Consider the following 16200-nt stretch of genomic DNA (forward strand, 5'->3'; position numbering starts at 1 on the left):
CGCCCGCTACTCCACCCTCACCGTCACGCTGGCGCTGCGGCCCTCGGCATCGATCACCGACAGGGTGGTGAAGCCGGGCCCGTCCGGCTGGACGGTCGCCTGCCGCTGTGCGCCGAAGCGCCCCGCCGGCCGGCCGTCGACGAGAACGGTGAAGGGCGGGCGCCCGCCGGCGGCCCGGATGGCCAGCATCTCGCTCTCGCCGCGGGTGGCGCCGAGGTCGATGCGCACGCCGTCCGGCGGGAAGGCGATCACCAGGTCGCGGGTGTCGCCCGCCGCCTCGCGCGCCGGGCCGAAGCGGCGCAGGGCCGGGGGCAGCTGGGCGTTGGACAGCGCCGCCAGATGCAGGGGACGCCCGGGCAGGGGCCGGATGCCGCCAAGCCGGGCGAAGGCGTCGAACAGGATGGGCGCCGCCGCCGTCCGCCCGGTGATGCCGGGGACCGAGGAACCGTCCGGCCGCCCGACCCAGACGGCAATCGTCCGCCGGCCGTCGAAGCCGATGGCCCAGGCGTCGCGGTGGCCGTAGGAGGTGCCCGTCTTGTAGGCGAGGCGGCCGGCAATGGCCCCGTCCGGCGCCGGCGCATCGGCGAGGATGTCGCCGATCACCCAGGCCGCGCCCTCGTCGGTGAAGGGCCGGGCCGGTTCGGGGGCGGCAAGGTCCAGCCGCTCGCGCATCGCGGGCATGTCGCCGCTCCGGCCGAAGGCGGCATAGAGCGCGGCAAGGTCGGTGAGGCGGATGCCGACGCCGCCGAGCGCCACGGCAAGACCCGGCACCTCGCCGCGCGGCAGGACCGGGCGGATGCCGGACTGGTTCAGCCGCGCGAAGAAGCGCTGCGGTCCGACCGTTTCCATCATGGCCACGGCGGGCACGTTGAGGGAGAGCTGCAGCGCGGTGCGGGCCGGGACGGTGCCCTGATAGTCGCGGTCGAAATTGGCAGGGGCATAGGTGCCGAAGCGCGAGGGGCGATCCTCGATCAGCGTTTCCGGATGGGCGAGCCCCTGCTCGAAGGCCACCGCATAGATGAGCGGCTTCAGCGCCGAACCGGGTGAGCGCACCGCCCGCGCCATGTCGACGGCGCCCTGCCGCTCGGCGTCGAGCGGGTCGGCGGCGCCGATGCGGGCCGTCACCTCGCCGGTGGCATGGTCGACGACGACCAGCGCGCCGGACAGGCGCAGGCCGATCGCGCGCACGCGCTCGCGCAGCAGCGGCTCCAGCGCCTCGTGGGCGCCGCGGTCGAAGGTCATGCGGTGGACGCGGCGGGCGGGCTCGGCGGCGGCCGCTTCCTGTGCGGCGTGCCAGGCCAGCGCCGGCATGGGCCGACGGGCGACCGGCACGCGCTCGCCCTTGCCGGCGGCGACCTGTTCCGGCTTCAGGACACCGGCCTCCAGCATCCGCTCCAGCACGCGGTCGCGCGCGCGGCGGGCGGCGTCCGGGAAGCGGTCCGGCCGGCGTGCCTCCGGCGATTGCGGCAGGGCCACCAGCAGCGCCGCCTCGGCGGGTGTGAGGCGGGCCGGCTCCTTGCCGAAATAGGCGAGCGAGGCCGCGCGGATGCCCTCGATATTGCCGCCATAGGGGGCCAGCGCGAGATAGAGGTCGAGAATGCGGCCCTTGCCGAGGTCCCGCTCAAGACGCACGGCGCGCGCCATCTCGCGCAGCTTGACGGCAAGCGAGCGACCGTCGGCGCGCTTGTCGATCAGGCGGGCGACCTGCATCGACAGGGTCGAGCCGCCCGAGACGATGCGGCCGCTGGACAGCCATTGTCCGGTCGCCCGCGCGAGCGCCAGCGGATCGACGCCGGGATGCAGGGCGAAGCGCCGGTCCTCGTAGGCCGTCAGCATGCGCAGGAACAGCGGGTCGACATCGGCAGCGGTAGCCGGGAAGCGCCACATGTCGTCGTCGGTCTGGAACGGGCGCAGCAGCCGGCCGTTGCGGTCCACCACCTCGCGCGAGAAGGCCGTGGCCGACCCGTCCGGCCCGGCTCCGGCCTGCCAGACGGCGACAGCGCCCGCACCGGCGAGCAGCAGCCCGCCGGCGGCAAGGAGGGCGAGGCGCCGGAGCCGTGTCACCGGCCGCCGCCCGTCACCTCCGTCTGGCCGACGGCGGTGCGTGCCGACCGTTCGGGCCGGTACATGTCCTCGATCGTGGCGGGCGGCACGACGTAGCGTCCGGGCGTCACGGCGCGGATCATGTAGGCGACCTGCCACGATCCCCTGGCTCCGCTGGTGCGGCTGTAGGCGGCGAGGAAGCGGTCGTCGCGGAAGGCCTTGTAGTCCGGCTGCACCTCCTCCGGCGGCAGCCAGCGCAGGGCCGAGGTCTGGGCGGAGGCGACGAGGCTCGGATTGTCGATCTCGAAGCCGGCCGGCAGGCGGTCGACCAGCATGATCTGTCCGAGCATGGGGCTGGCCTCGGTGACCTGCAGCACGACGACGAGGCGCGTGCCCTGGGCGACGCGGGCAATGTCCACCGGCTGGCCCTGCAGCGTCATGTAGCGGCGCTGCAGGGTGAAGCCGTTGGCCATGGCCGGTTCGGGTCGGGCCGGCGTGCCGGTGACCGACACGACCGCACGCACCGCGTCGGGGCCGGTGTTGCGCAGGGCGAAGCCGGCATCGACCTCGTCGGTGCGCAGCGTGCGGGCCAGCGCGCCCTGATGGGCCATGCCGTCGACGTCGAGGGAGATGCGGCGGGCATCCTCGATCAGCGCCTGGGCGGCCAGCACCATCCAGACCTTCTCCTGGGTCGACAGATAGCGGGTCTGCGGGCGGACCGTCTCGACCACCTGCTGGGCTTCGGCGACGATCCGCCGGTTGACCCGCGCCTCGACGCCGAGCGCCATGAGGGCTGCGGCATCGCGGAGGCGCGAGCCGTAGTCGAACCGGCCGAGATCGGTCTGGCCGGCGGCCCGCAGCATCTGCACGGCCGAGGTCATCACCCTCTCGGCACGAGGGGTATCGCCCATCAGGGCAAGGGCCGCGCCGAGCTGGCCTCGCGCGATCGGCGTCGCGATCTCGTTCAGCTGGGTGTCGGCAAGCCAGCGCAGTTCGGAGAGCGTGCCGCGCCCGGCGCGGGCCAGCACGTAGTGGGCATAGGCGATGTCCATGCCCTTGTTGCTGCCGACGCCGTTGGTGGAGACGACCAGCGTGCGCAGCCGCTCCACGGCGCCGTTGAAGGCGAAGGCCGGGATGGCATAGCCCTTCTCCCTCGCCCGCTGGAGGAAGTCGGTCACGTAGGAATCGAGCCAGGGATCCTCGTTGGACCCGGCCGACCAGAGGCCGAAGGAGCCTGAACTCGTCTGGCGCGACAGGATGCGCTCGATCGAATCGCGGATCCGGTCGGCCACCGGCTGTTCGAGCCCGAGCCCGCCTTCCGCCGCGGCCAGCACGTCGAGATAGAGCAGCGGCAGGGCCCGTGAGGTGATCTGCTCCGAGCAGCCGAAGGGATAGCGGTCCAGCGCCAGGATCAGGCCCGGCACGTCGAGCGCGGTGGAGGGACTGACCGAGACGGCGACGCGCGAAGAACCCGGCACGAAGTCCGTCGCAAGGTCCGACGTGATGCGCACCGACTGGCCGGGCTCCATCGCCATGATGGTGCGCCGGCTGATGTCGGGAAGGGCCGGCCTGACGCCAAGCGCATAGCGCGAGGTGAGGGCCAGACCGTTCGGGCCGGACAGGGTCACGGCCAGCCGCCCGACACCGAGGCCATCGGCCGCGAGCGGCAGGGACACCGCGCCGCGGGTGCCGGCGGCGCCCAGCCTGACGGTCGCCTCGCGCCGTTCGAGCGACAGGGGGCCTTCCGGCTCCACGGTCACGCGATAGTCGCCCGCAGGTGCCTCGGCATTGACGAGGTCAAGCCGGAGCATCGCGCGGTCGGCATGGCCGAGCACGCGCGGCAGGGTGGCCGAGACGACGACCGGATCGCGGGCGATCACGTCCTTCGACGCCGAGCCGTGCTTCGTCGTGGTCCAGGCCATGGCCATCAGGCGCACGGTTCCGTTGAAGTCGGGAATGTCGAACACCGCCTCGGCGCGGCCGTCAGGGCCGACGGTGAGGATGCCGGAGAACAGCGACAGCGGCACCTGCGCCGGCGGGGCGCCGGAGAAGCGGCTCGTCGGGCCATCACCGCCGGACCGCACCGAGCCGCGGGCGGCCGACATGCCGTCGATGAGCAGGCCGTAGAGGTCGCGGACCTCGGCGGAGAGCCGGCGCTGGCCGAGATAGTGCTCGTCGGGCTTCGGCGGCTGGTAGTTGGTCAGCGTCAGGATGCCGAGATCGACGGCGGCGACGGTGACATAGGCCTGGTCGCCGGCCGCGAGGCCCTCCAGCCGCACCGGCACCCGCAGGGTGGTGCGCGGGGCGATCCTGTCCGGCACGTCCAGCGTCATGGCGAGGCGCCGCTCGGCGGTGTCGACGCCGAACCAGGCGAGGCCGATCGCGCGCCCCGGCATGCGCGAGGCGGCCGCATCCAGCGGCCGGCGCACGAAGACCGTGGCATAGGCGCCCGCGCCCCAGTCGCTGCCGACGGGCACCTGGATGGTGGAGCGGCCCTGCGGCACGTCGACGGTCTGCTCGGCCAGCAGCCGGTCGCCCATCACGGCGACGGTGGCCGAGCCGGCGAAGCGGGCATTGATCGATACCGTCATGGTCTCGCCGGAGCGATAGGACGGCTTGTCGAGGCTCATTTCCAGCACGTCGGGCGTGTCGGCCGTGCCGCCGGCGCCATAGCCGGCCTCGAAGATGACGGTGGTCATGGGGCCTGCGACATCGCCCTCGGAGACTTCGAGCCGGTAGCGGCCCCAGGGCACCTGCTGGGCGATGCGGGCGGCAGCGCCCGATGCGGCCGCCTCGATCCGCCCGTCGGCGACGCGGCGGGTGGAGACGATGGCCTGGCTCGACCAGCCGCCGGAGCCGCGGGTCCAGACCCAGCGCGTCTCCAGCCGGAGAAGCTGCCAGGAGAGCCGCGCCGCACGGCGGGCCTGGCCATTGGCGGCCACCGCGATCACCTCGAAGCCGGCCGTGTCGTTCTCGCCGACGCGCAGGCCCTCGAACAGCGGCTTGACCCCGATCAGCGGCGTCCCGGGCAGGACGGGAAGGGTTGCGGTGCGCTCGACGGCGCGGCCGCCCGGCTCGGAGATGCGCACCTGAAGCCGGGCGGAGAGCGGACGGGTGGTGTCCTCCATGCGCGGCAGCGGCGCGGCGATGGTGGCCCGGCCGCGCTCGTCGGTCGTGACATTGTCCGGCAGCGGCTCGCGGTCGCGCTTGGTCTCCTCCTCGCCGAGGCCGAAGCGGAAGCCCACGAAGCCTGGCAACTCGGTGGTGGTCTCCATGACCACCTCGCCCTCGATCTGCAGGTTTGCCGCCGGCATGCCGAACAGGTAGCGGGCGTCGATCTCGGCGCCGAAGGGCCGCGTGCGGGTCAGCCGCTCCTCGGTCGGCTTGACCTCGAAGTCGATGCGGTCCGGCACGAAATCCTCGACCAGGAAGCGCACCTCGCCGGCCGGGGGAGCGCGCGCATCGGTGATGGCGCGGATACGCCAGGTGCCGGTCGGCGCCGAGGAGACGATCGGGATCGGCACGGCACGGGCGCCGGCGCCCTGATCCTGCGTGACGATGCGGCGATATTCGACGCCATCCGGCCGCTCGACCACCAGGGTCAGCGGCAGGCCGGTGACGGCATCGCCCTTGGCGTCGCGCAGCAGCGTGGTGAGCTGAACGGTCTCGCCCGGCCGGTAGACGCCGCGTTCCGGGACGAGCAGGGCATCGAGCGGGCCAGACAGCTCACGGCCGGCAACGCCCCGGTCGGAGAGGTCGAAGGCCGGCTGGCGCAGGTTGAGGAAGGCATAGTCGCCGGCCGCCGTGGTGGCGACCAGCAGGGCCGGGGCGAGCGCGCCCTCGCCGCGGGTCAGGCCCGGTGCAAAGCGCACATGGCCGGCCGGGCTGGTGCGGGCCGTGCCCAGCACCTCGTTGTTGCGGGCGATCAGCCGCACCTCGATATCGGCGGCAGGCCTGCCAGAGTTCAACGAGTGAACGAACCCATGGACGCCGTCGATGCCCGACAGGGCCGTGAGGCCGAGATCGGAGACGATGAACCACTGGTGGACGCGGCCATTGCTGTAGTCGTCATCGTCGCCGCGGCGCTGGGCATTGGTCGGCCGTGCGGTGATGACATAGACGCCGGGCTCCAGGCTCCTCACCGTCTCGTCGATCGGGAAGGCGGTGGTCACGTCCGTGTTCAGCCGGCTCTCGACGGCAAGCTGGCCCTTCCAGACCGACATGCCGCGCTCGGTGACGAGGTTCTGCAGCTCGTAGTTCTCCAGCGGCCGGGGAAACTCCTCCTGCACGGTCTGGGCAATGGAGCGGTCGCCGAGGCGGAAGACTTCCACCTCGATCGATTCGAGGTTCACGCTGACGACGGGAAGTCCGCGCTGGCCGGCGCGCGGCAGCACATAGGAGCGGCCGGTGAAGCGCACCGAGGGCGTGCGGTCGCGAACATAGACGGAGACATCGACGGTGCGCAGCAGGTCTTCGCCGACGATCTCGGAGGGCAGGCCCTCGCGCAGCTGGAACGTGTAGCGCTGGCCGTGGCTGAGCCCGTCGACGCAGATCTGGCGGTCCTCTACCGTGATCGGCGGATTGTCCACGCCCACCTGGCGGATGAAGGGCGCGAAGTCGAAGCGGCCCTTCCGCAGGTTCTCGGAGAAGACGAAACAGGCGCGCGGGCGGGTGGCGTCGGAATCGACCTTGGTCTCGCGCAGGCGAAAGCCGTGCTGCTGGCGCAGCCGGTCATAGGCCTCGCGGGCCTCGGGCGTGTCGCGGGCATCGACCACGGCGCGGGCGACGTCGATGGCCGGCCGCCACTGCTGGCGGGCAATCATGATCTGCCGGATATGGGCCAGCGCGAAGGCTTCCTCCACGCGGTTCTGGGCGCGCTGATAGGCCAGATAGGCCGCGCCGAGGGTGTTCTCCTGGAAGCGCTGGCGCTCGCGCCAGTCATTGGTGCGGATGCCGCCGAGAGCCTGCGAATAGCGGACCCACGGGGCCGAATCCGTGCCCGAACGCTGGGCGATATTCTCCCAGTGGACCGAGGCGGCGCGGAAGTCGCCGCGCGTGGCGGCGGCATCGGCATCGCGGCGGACATCGGCGATCGGGCGGTTGTCGGTGGGACTGCGCGCCGCCATGAAGGCTTCGAACCGGCGGGCGAGATCGGCGAAATCGTCGCGGCGGAAGGCGCGCAGGGGCGGATCGGCAGCCGGCCGCTGGGCCTGCGACGCGTCGGGACGGCGCTGCGGCACGGGCGCCGGACGGGCCGGGGCCTGCGCGATCTGGCGGGCCTCGCCGGCACTGGCGGCCTGCGCACGGGCCTGGCCGATACTGCCCGGCTGGAGGCTCGCGGCCGTGGCCAGCAACACCGCAACGACCAGCGACCCCGCGGCCGCACAAAGACCTCGGTTGCCCATGGCGCATTCCCCTTGCCGCGGTCTCGCCACCCCCGTGAGCCGCAGTGCGAATGAACCACCGCACTGCCACAGCCACAATCAGGAGACTTACGGAATTCCCCTAAGCGGAAGGTCCCGGATCAGGCCGAGACCACCTGCCGTGCCGCCGCAACGATCTTTGCCGGCGTCACCTTCACCGCATCCTCCAGCGGCGGCGAGAACGGGATCGGAATGCGCGGGGCGCCCAGCCGGCGCGCCGCCTTCACCCGTGCCGGGCCGAGCGTCTCGACGACGCTGGCGACCACCTCCGCGCCGAAACCGGCGGCGGCCACCGCCTCGTGGACGACGAGCAGCCGGCCGGTCTTCTCCACCGAGGCGCAGACCGCCTCCTGGTCCCAGGGCCAGAGTGTGCGCAGGTCGATGAGGTCGACCGAGATACCGGCCTCGGACAGCGTCGCGGCGGCCTGGTCCACCGCCGGCATGATGGCCGACCACGAGACGAGGGTCAGATCGGTGCCCTGGCGCACAGTCCGTGCCTTGCCGAAGGGGATCGGCTCGATGACCGATGCCACCTCGCCGGTGACGGGGAAGAGGTTCTTCGGATCGAAGAACAGCACCGGATCGTCCGAGCGGATGGCGGTGACCAGCAGGCCCGCCGCATCCGCCGGCGTCGCCGGCGTCACCACGATGACGCCCGGCAGGTGGACGAACCAAGATTCGAGCATCTGCGAATGCTGGGCCGCAGAGTTGCGCCAGATGCCGTGCGGCATGCGCACCACCACCGAGGGCCGGGCCTGGCCGCCGAACATGTAGCGGATCTTGGCGATCTGGTTGACCAGTTCGTCCATGGCGCACATGACGAAGTCGAAGATGCGCATCTCGATGATCGGCCGGGTGCCGACGAGCGCCGCGCCGAGGCCGGCGCCCATGATGGTCGATTCCGAAATCGGGGTTGAGACCACGCGCTCCGGCCCGAATTCGGGAAGGAAGTCCTTGTACTGGCCGTAGAGGCCGCCGCGGGCGACGTCCTCGCCCAGGACCCAGACCGTCGGGTCGCGGCGCATTTCCTGCAGGGCTGCGAGGCGGACGGCCTCGACGAGGGTGACGGTGTTCGCGGTCATGCCTGCACTCCCGAATAGCGCACTGCGCCGACGTCCTGAACATCCTCATAGGCCAGGGCCTCGTCCGGCCAGGGCGCTGCCTTGGCATCGTCGACCGCCGCGGCCATCTCGGCCTCAGCCTTCGCACGGATGGCAGCAAGCTCCGACACGGCGATGCCGCGCTCGGCGAGGGTGGCGGCCAGCCGGTCGATGGGGCAGCGCTTGCGCGCGGCCTCCACGTCGGCCGGGTTGCGCCAGGCGGCGGCATCGGTCGAGGTATGGCCGGTGATGCGATAGGTCCGGGCGTGCAGGAGGCGCGGGCCCTTGCCCGCACGCACTTCGGCAACCAGCCGGGCGGCCGCCTCGTCCACCGCCATCACGTCATTGCCGTCGACCGTGACGGCGGGAACGCCGAGCGATTCGGCGCGTGCGACGACACCGGGGCCGGCCGTCACCGTGTCCGTCTCGGTGAAGGCCGAGACGCCATTGTCCTCGCAGACGAACAGCACGGGAAGGTTGTAGAGCACCGCCCAGTTGAGCCCCTCCAGGAAGGGGCCGCGATTGATGGCGCCGTCGCCGAAGAAGCAGACGGCGATGGCCGAGGATTTCATCATCTTCAGGCCCTGCGCGGCACCGACCGCGATCGGGATGCCGCCGGAGACCACTCCGTTGGCGCCGAGCATGCCGACCGAGAAGTCGGCAATGTGCATGGAGCCGCCCTTGCCGCGGCAATGGCCGCCATCCCGGCCGAACAGTTCGCGCATCATGCCCTGGATGCCCGCGCCCTTGGCGATGGCATGGCCGTGGCCGCGATGGTTGGAGGTGATGCGGTCCTCGGAGCCAAGGTTCAGGCAGATTCCGGTGGCCACGCCCTCCTGGCCGATGGAGACGTGCAGCGGACCCGGCACCACGCCCTCCTTGTGAGCGTTGAGAGCGGCGATCTCGAAGGCGCGGATCCGGCTCATGGTGCCGTAGAGGTCCAGAAGCCGCTGGACGTTGTGGGTGGGTTGCATGGGCGGTCTCTTCCCTCGTTCTGGCCTGTTCGGGGTCTTCGGGATTGCGGGTCTTCGGGATCGTGCGTCGTCTCAATAGGATCGGGGCTGGTCGAGAACCTTCTCGGCGATGAAGGACAGGATCATCTGCGCGGAGACCGGCGCAAGCCGCGGGATCCAGGCCTCGCGCAGGTAGCGCTCGACATGGAACTCGCGGGCATAGCCCATGCCGCCCAGCGTCATGACGGCCCGCTCGCAGGCCCGGTAGCCGGCCTCGGCCGCCAGATATTTGGCGGCATTGGCGAAGGGGCCGCAGGGCTCGTTTCGGTCATAGAGGGTGGCGGCCTTGAGCGTCATCAGTTCGGCCGCCTCCAGTTCCATCCAGCTCTCGGCGAGCGGGTGCTGGATCGCCTGGTTCTTGCCGATCGGCCGGCCGAACACGACGCGCTCCTTCGCATAGGCCGCGGCACGCCTGAGCGCGGCGCGCCCCAGCCCGATGGCTTCGGCCGCGATCAGTACGCGCTCCGGGTTCAGGCCGTGCAGGATGATGTCGAAGCCCTTGCCCTCCTCGCCGATCAGGTCGGCGGCCGGCACCGGCAGGCGGTCGAAGAAGACCTGATTGGAATCGACCGCCTTGCGCCCCATTTTCGGGATCTCGCGCACCTCGACATGGGCGCGGTCGAGCTTCGTGTAGAACAGCGACAGGCCGTCGGTGCGCTTGGTGACCTGATCCAGCGGGGTCGTCCGGGCGAGCAGCAGGATGCGGTCGGCGACCTGGGCCGTCGAGGTCCAGATCTTCTGGCCCGTGACGACATAGACGTCGCCCTGCCGCTCGGCACGGGTCTTGATCTTCAGCGTGTCGAGGCCGGCATCCGGCTCGGTCACGCCGAAGCAGGCCTTCTCCCGGCCCTCGATCAGCGGCGGCAGCATCCGCGCCTTCTGCGCGTCGGTGCCGCGCACCACCACCGGGTTCAGCCCGAAGATGTTGAGGTGGATGGCGGAGGCGCCCGACATGCCGGCGCCGGATGCGGCGATCGCCTCCATCATGATCGCCGCTTCGGTGATGCCGAGGCCCGAGCCGCCGCAATCCTCCGGCATGGCGATGCCGAGATAGCCGGCCTCGGCAAAGGCACGGTGGAAATCGAGCGGAAATCCGCCTTCCGTATCACGCGCGAGCCAGTAGCTGTCGGGGAAGCGCGCGCACAGACGCCGGACGGCCTCTTGCAGCGCCTGCTGGTCGGCGGTCAGGGCGAAATCCATCGGCCTACCGCGATCCCGCCGCCGCAGCGGGTGACGCGAGCCGGGCGGCTGCACGGCAGGGACGGTTCGCACAGCAAGGGGAGCGCCATCCTGCGCCATCGGCCGCAGCCGTCATGAGCATCCTCCGCGTGCCGGGCAGGCCGGCCGGCCATTCGGCCCTCTTGTTGGCCGGCGAGTTTGAAGCCGCCCCCCTGCCTGTCAAGGCAAGGGCAGGCATGCCAGACATCGCCCGAAAGGCGTGGGTCGGCGAATTGCCCCCGGCGTCCGGGCTTGACAGGATGCCGCCCCCGTCATCCAGCCGATCGTTGCCAGATGCAGCCCCTTGTCCTCGACAGCGTCACCCATCTTGCCGCCGATGCGCGCGGCCGGGTGGCGGCCTGCGCCTCGCACGGGGCGGTCTATGCCGCCTGGTACGGCGCGGCGAAGGGGGTTGCCGCGCTCGTCCTGAACGATGCCGGGGTGGGCCGCGAGCGGTCCGGCATTTCGGGGCTCGGCTGGCTGGAACCGCTCGGCGTGCCGGCGGCGGCCGTCTCGCATCGCTCGGCGCGGATCGGCTGGGGCGCCGACATGCCGGAACGGGGCGTCCTGTCCTTCGTCAATGCGCCGGCCGCGCGGCTTGGCCTCGCGCCGGGCATGACCTGTGCCGAGGCCCTGGAGCGCCTTTGCGCAGCCGGCCTGCCGCCGGCGCCGATGCCCGAGCCGCTCGAGGAGGCCCGCCACGAGATCGCCGGGGCGGGCGCCGGCGGCATCCGTGTCTTCGCGCTCGATTCCAACGGGCTGGTCGGGCCGGACGATGCCGGCCATATCGTCGTCACCGGCTCCCATGGCGGCCTTCTGGCAGGCAAGCCGGCGAGCGCGGTCAAGGCGGATGTGCTGGCCGCGGTTTATGTCGATGCCGACCGGGGTCTTGCCGATGCCGGCATCTCGCGCCTGCCGGCGCTGGAGGACCGCGGCATTGCCGGGGGCATGGTCTCGGCCTTCTCCGCCCGCATAGGCGAGGGCCTGTCGGTCTGGCAGGATGGCTATATCTCCGCCCTCAATCCGCTGGCGGAACGGCGCGGCGGCGCCATCGGCCAGTCGACGCGCGATTTCGTCGCGGCGATGGTCGCCTCGACATTGCGGGCTCCGGCCTGATCCAGCCAGAACGACCGACCAACCAACAAGACCTCCGGGAGACACCATGAGCGAGACCGCCTCCAACACGCTGCGCCCCATGACGGGCGGGCAGGCGCTGGCCGAAATGCTGAAGCTGGCCGGCAACACGCCGATGTTCGGCATGGGCGGCTTCCAGCTTCTGCCCTTCTACGAGGCCTGCCGGGTGCTGGGCGTGAAGCACTACCTCATCAACGACGAGCGCTGCGGCGCGTTTGCGGCCGATGCCTATGCGCGCGTCACCAACCGGCCGGGCCTTGTCGATGCCACCCTCGGCCCGGGCGCGACCAATCTGGTCACCGGCCTTGTCGAGTCCTTCAATGCCGGCATGCCGCTGATCGCCATCGTCGGCGACGCCAACCGCGAACATGCCACCAAGAACATGACGCAGGAGACGCGCCAGCTCGACATCCTGAGGCCGATCGTCAAGGAGATCATCCGCATCGAGGTCATCAAGCGCGTGCCGGAGGCCGTGCGCCGGGCCTTCGCGGTGGCGACCTCCGGCCGGCCCGGCCCGGTGGTCATCGACGTGCCCGAGGACATCGCCCATGGCGAGTACGACTTCGAGGCCGCCGATTTCTGGCTCGATCCCGGCACGCTGAAGGCGCAGGCGCGCCGCTCGCGCCCCGACGGCACCGAGCTTCAGCGGGCTGCGGCGATGCTGGCGAAGGCCGAGCGGCCGATCATTCTGGCGGGCGGCGGCATCCACATTTCCGAGGCCTACGAGGCGCTGCTGGGCCTTGCCGAGAAGCAGGGCATCCCGGTTGCCCACACCATGTCGGGCAAGGGGGCGGTCGCCTGTTCGCATCCCCTGTCCGCCGGCCTGTTCGGCCGCTACGACCGGATCGCCAACGGGCTGATCGCGACCTCCGACTGCATCCTCGTGGTCGGCTGCAAGCTCGGCGAGATCGCCACCAAGCGCTTCTCGCTGCTGCCGCCGTCAAAGACCGTCATCCATGTCGACATCCTGCCCGAGGAAATCGGCCGGACGACGAAGACCGAGGTGACGCTGGCGGGCGATGCGCGCCTGGCGCTGGAGGACCTTGCGTCTGCGCTCGACGACGGCACCGACCGGGTGTCGCGCCGGGCCGGTTATCTCGCCGAGATCCCGCAGAAGATGGGCGAGTGGATGAAGGGGGCCGCCGACCGGCTGGAATCGAAGGAAACGCCGATCAATATCGGCCGGCTGATGGGCGAACTGAACCGGATCATGCCGGAGGACGCCGTGCTGGTCGCCGATGGCGGCTTCGCCGGCCACTGGGGCGGCCTCCTGTTCAACACCAAGAAGGCCGGGCGCCACTTCGTCGCCGACCGCGGCTTTGCCTCGATCGGCTATGGCGTGCCCGGCGGCATCGGCGCGCAGCTCGGCGTCGGGCCGTCGCGGCGGGTTGTGTCGATGACCGGCGACGGCGGCTTCAACATGTCGATGGGCGACCTGGAGACGGCCAAGCGCGTCGGCGCGAATTTCGTCGTCTGCATCTTCAACAATGCCGCCTCCGGCTATGTGAAGGCGCTGCAGCACTCGGTCTATGGGCCGGGCAGCTACCAGTCCTCGGATCTGGTCGAGTTCAACTATGCGAACATCGCCAATGCGATGGGCTGCCACGGCATCCGCGTCGAGGACCCCGAAAAGCTGTCGGGGGCGCTCGCCGAGGGCCTCGCCAACACCTCCTCGCCGACCGTGCTCGACATCGTGGTGACGCGCGATCCGGGCCGCATGCTGCCGGGCGTCGACAACCGCACGCTGAAGGTCACCAAGGGCGACCGTCCGGTCTGACCGGCGCGGTCCTGAAGGCGCCGACGGGCGCGGGCGATTGACTTTTGCCCGCGCCTCGTGTTCTTCCGCTCGCTCAGGCATTTCCGCCGGGGACACCTCTTTCCAGCCATGGCTTTCGCGGTCACCAAAACGACGACGAAACCCATGCCGGTCGCCAAAGGCGGCACGGCAGGCTGACGCTTCGTCCTCGCTTCCGGGTGCTCCCCCGACGGGGAGATGGGCGCCACCGGACCCTCCGAGGCGGGTCCGCATCCGGGGGAGAACCGCAACAGAAGGCCTGAAGATCATGGGTTACAAGGTTGCCGTCGTCGGTGCCACGGGCAATGTGGGCCGCGAAATGCTCTCCATCCTCGACGAGCGCGGGTTTCCCGTCTCCGAGGTCGTGCCGCTCGCCTCGCGCCGCTCGGTCGGCCAAGAGGTGTCCTTCGGCGACCGCACCCTGAAGGTGAAGGCGCTGGAGCATTACGATTTCTCCGACACGGACATCTGCCTGATGTCGGCCGGCGGATCGGTGTCGAAGGAATGGTCCCCGAAGATCGGTGCGCAGGGCTGCGTGGTGATCGATAATTCCTCGGCCTTCCGCTACGATTCCGACGTGCCGCTGATCGTGCCCGAGGTGAATGCCGACGCCATTGCCGGTTTCACCAAGCGCAACATCATCGCCAATCCGAACTGCTCGACCGCCCAGCTGGTCGTGGCGTTGAAGCCGCTGCACGACCGGTTCACCATCAGGCGGGTCGTCGTCTCGACCTACCAGTCGGTCTCCGGCGCCGGCAAGGACGGCATGGACGAGCTCGACCGCCAGACCAAGGCGCTCTATTCGATGAAGGACCCGGAGACCAAGAAGTTCCCGGCCCGCATCGCCTTCAACGTCATCCCGCACATCGATGTGTTCATGGAGGACGGGTTCACGAAGGAAGAGTGGAAGATGACGGTCGAGACCAAGAAGATCCTCGACCCGAAGATCCGGCTGACCGCGACCTGCGTGCGCGTGCCGGTGTTCATCGGCCATTCGGAGGCCGTCAACATCGAGTGCGAGGAGCCGATCACCGTCGAGGAGGCGCGTTCGATCCTGCGTGCCGCGCCGGGCCTGCTGGTCATCGACAAGCAGGAGAACGGCGGCTACGCGACGCCGCTCGATGCTGCCGGCGAGGACGCCACCTATATTTCGCGCATCCGCGAGGATGCGACGGTGGAGAACGGCCTCGCGTTCTGGTGCGTCTCGGACAACCTGCGCAAGGGCGCGGCGCTGAACGCGGTGCAGATCGCCGAGGTGCTGGTCAACCGCAAGCTGATCCAGCCGCGGGCCAAAGCGGCGGCCTGAGCCGCCGCCCCTCGTTCGCAACCCAATCCTTTTCTTGCGACGGCGGGCCTTCGGGTCCGCCGTTCGCATTTGTGGAGACCATCATGGCCCGCTGGATCGCGCTGTTCGACGACAATGCCGACGCTGCCTGGGTACGGCTGAACCATGCCCAGGACCATTTCGACTATCTGGAGCGTCACAGGGACCGGATCCTGATCGCCGGCGGGCTTCGGCCAGCGCCGGGCGAATGGTTCGACGGCGGCCTGTGGGTGATGGAGGTGGAGAGCCGCGAGGAGGCCACCCGACTGGTCGAGGCGGATCCCTATTACGCGCTCGGCCTCAGGCGCGGCTATCGCCTTGCGGTCTGGGGAAGGCGCCGTGCTACGAGGTGGTCAGCCTGTGAGCGGCTCGGCTTTAGCGGCGGCGGAAGACATAGATGAAGGTGGCCAGATCCGTCTCCGGCGTCTTCTGCGGGTCGCGGATATATTCCTCCAGGAAGGCATCCTCGGCGGTGATGCCGCGCTCGTCGAGATGGTTGGTGATCTCGTCGTAGGTCTGTTCCATCGTGTCGTGGCCACCGAGATGGACGAAGCGCAGCGCGCTGCCGCCGGGCGTCGTGCCGGGCTTTGCGGGGGCGAAGCGCTCCGCCGGTCCGGTCAGGGCCGAGACGGGAACGAGCGCCTCGAACTCCACCTCCGTGTCGGAGGAGGTGACCAGGCGGATCATGGGGGGGCCGACCACATCGACGCCCTGCGCGCGGGCGATGGCGGTGGCATCGGCGATGGCCTTGTAGAACGTGGCGTAGATGTCGTCCCAGCTGCTCTTGCCGGAGACAACCAGCGCGGGCTTCGGCTCGAGGACCACCTCCTCGCCGAAGCCTGCGGCCTGCACCTCCTCGTCGGTCGGCCAGCGGCCGACCGTTGCCGGAATCGGCTCGGCGGGTGGTGTCGAGGCTTCAGGGGGAGTGGCTTCAGGCGTGGCGGGCGCAGGGGTGGCGGGCGCAGGCGTTGCCGGAGCGGGTTCTGCCGGAGCCGGCTGTTGCGCCGGCGGCGGCACGGTCTCGGCAGGGGCCGGAGCGGGGGCCGGCTGGGCGAGGGCGGTCCCGCCTGCAAGGCCGAGCCCGGCGGCCAGGGTCAGGGACCGGACAAGACCACCGAATTCCGCCGTCATCGCGCAGGTCATCCTGTCC

10 protein-coding genes are annotated in these 16200 nt (G+C 70.6%); 4 read left to right on the plus strand and 6 right to left on the minus strand.

Annotated features, from left to right (window positions below; translation table 11 throughout):
• Nucleotides 1–6: 6 nt before the first annotated feature.
• The 5 genes from pbpC to ACTIFS_RS10025 all read right to left on the minus strand — a co-directional run bounded on the left by pbpC (nt 7) and on the right by ACTIFS_RS10025 (nt 10779).
• Nucleotides 7–2064: a penicillin-binding protein 1C gene (gene pbpC, locus ACTIFS_RS10005; protein ID WP_439573947.1), complete on the minus strand. Its 2058-nt coding sequence runs from the start codon at nt 2062–2064 to the stop codon at nt 7–9.
• Nucleotides 2061–7448, minus strand: coding sequence for an alpha-2-macroglobulin family protein (locus ACTIFS_RS10010; RefSeq protein WP_439573948.1), 5388 nt, complete (start codon nt 7446–7448; stop codon nt 2061–2063). The genes pbpC and ACTIFS_RS10010 overlap by 4 nt, the downstream gene beginning before the upstream one ends.
• Before the next feature lie 119 nt (nt 7449–7567).
• Nucleotides 7568–8548, minus strand: a complete 981-nt coding sequence (locus ACTIFS_RS10015; protein ID WP_439573949.1) for an alpha-ketoacid dehydrogenase subunit beta — start codon at nt 8546–8548, stop codon at nt 7568–7570.
• Entirely contained in the window at nt 8545–9540 is a 996-nt protein-coding gene (locus ACTIFS_RS10020) for a thiamine pyrophosphate-dependent dehydrogenase E1 component subunit alpha (RefSeq protein ID WP_439573950.1), read from the minus strand. The genes ACTIFS_RS10015 and ACTIFS_RS10020 overlap by 4 nt, the downstream gene beginning before the upstream one ends.
• Nucleotides 9541–9612: 72 nt before the next feature.
• On the minus strand, nt 9613–10779 hold the full coding sequence (locus tag ACTIFS_RS10025) for an acyl-CoA dehydrogenase family protein (RefSeq protein ID WP_439573951.1): 1167 nt from the start codon (nt 10777–10779) through the stop codon (nt 9613–9615).
• Between the two features lie 312 nt (nt 10780–11091).
• Here ACTIFS_RS10025 and ACTIFS_RS10030 point away from each other — a divergent pair, with 312 nt between their 5' ends.
• The 4 genes from ACTIFS_RS10030 (at nt 11092) to ACTIFS_RS10045 (ending at nt 15451) form a co-directional block, all read left to right on the plus strand.
• Nucleotides 11092–11913 carry a hypothetical protein gene (locus ACTIFS_RS10030; RefSeq protein ID WP_439573952.1) on the plus strand — a complete coding sequence of 274 codons (822 nt, stop codon included), beginning with the start codon at nt 11092–11094 and terminating at the stop codon, nt 11911–11913.
• A gap of 46 nt (nt 11914–11959) precedes the next feature.
• Nucleotides 11960–13708, plus strand: coding sequence for a thiamine pyrophosphate-binding protein (locus ACTIFS_RS10035; RefSeq protein ID WP_439573953.1), 1749 nt, complete (start codon nt 11960–11962; stop codon nt 13706–13708).
• A 286-nt stretch (nt 13709–13994) separates the two neighbouring features.
• Entirely contained in the window at nt 13995–15032 is a 1038-nt protein-coding gene (locus ACTIFS_RS10040; protein ID WP_439573954.1) for an aspartate-semialdehyde dehydrogenase, read from the plus strand.
• 83 nt (nt 15033–15115) lie between these two features.
• The gene (locus ACTIFS_RS10045) at nt 15116–15451 is read left to right on the plus strand and encodes a YciI family protein (RefSeq protein ID WP_439573955.1); all 336 of its coding nucleotides are present in this window, start codon (nt 15116–15118) and stop codon (nt 15449–15451) included.
• Here the strand turns inward: ACTIFS_RS10045 and ACTIFS_RS10050 are convergent.
• Nucleotides 15426–16181 (minus strand): GyrI-like domain-containing protein, encoded by a 756-nt coding sequence (locus ACTIFS_RS10050; RefSeq protein WP_439573956.1) that lies wholly within the window; start codon nt 16179–16181, stop codon nt 15426–15428. The two genes, ACTIFS_RS10045 and ACTIFS_RS10050, sit on opposite strands and share 26 nt — an antisense overlap.
• Nucleotides 16182–16200: the final 19 nt, after the last annotated feature.

It is taken from the genome of Phreatobacter sp. (assembly GCF_051860605.1).
In the GTDB taxonomy this organism is placed as follows: Bacteria; Pseudomonadota; Alphaproteobacteria; order Rhizobiales; family Phreatobacteraceae; genus Phreatobacter.

Coding starts and splice junctions, on each gene's coding strand:
- ACTIFS_RS10010 (WP_439573948.1), bottom strand. CDS start 7,448: ATGGGCAACCGAGGTCTTTGTGCGGCCGCGGGGTCGCTGGTCGTTGCG.
- ACTIFS_RS10015 (WP_439573949.1), bottom strand. CDS start 8,548: ATGACCGCGAACACCGTCACCCTCGTCGAGGCCGTCCGCCTCGCAGCC.
- ACTIFS_RS10020 (WP_439573950.1), bottom strand. CDS start 9,540: ATGCAACCCACCCACAACGTCCAGCGGCTTCTGGACCTCTACGGCACC.
- ACTIFS_RS10025 (WP_439573951.1), bottom strand. CDS start 10,779: ATGGATTTCGCCCTGACCGCCGACCAGCAGGCGCTGCAAGAGGCCGTC.
- ACTIFS_RS10030 (WP_439573952.1), top strand. CDS start 11,092: ATGCAGCCCCTTGTCCTCGACAGCGTCACCCATCTTGCCGCCGATGCG.
- ACTIFS_RS10035 (WP_439573953.1), top strand. CDS start 11,960: ATGAGCGAGACCGCCTCCAACACGCTGCGCCCCATGACGGGCGGGCAG.
- ACTIFS_RS10040 (WP_439573954.1), top strand. CDS start 13,995: ATGGGTTACAAGGTTGCCGTCGTCGGTGCCACGGGCAATGTGGGCCGC.
- ACTIFS_RS10045 (WP_439573955.1), top strand. CDS start 15,116: ATGGCCCGCTGGATCGCGCTGTTCGACGACAATGCCGACGCTGCCTGG.
- ACTIFS_RS10050 (WP_439573956.1), bottom strand. CDS start 16,181: ATGACGGCGGAATTCGGTGGTCTTGTCCGGTCCCTGACCCTGGCCGCC.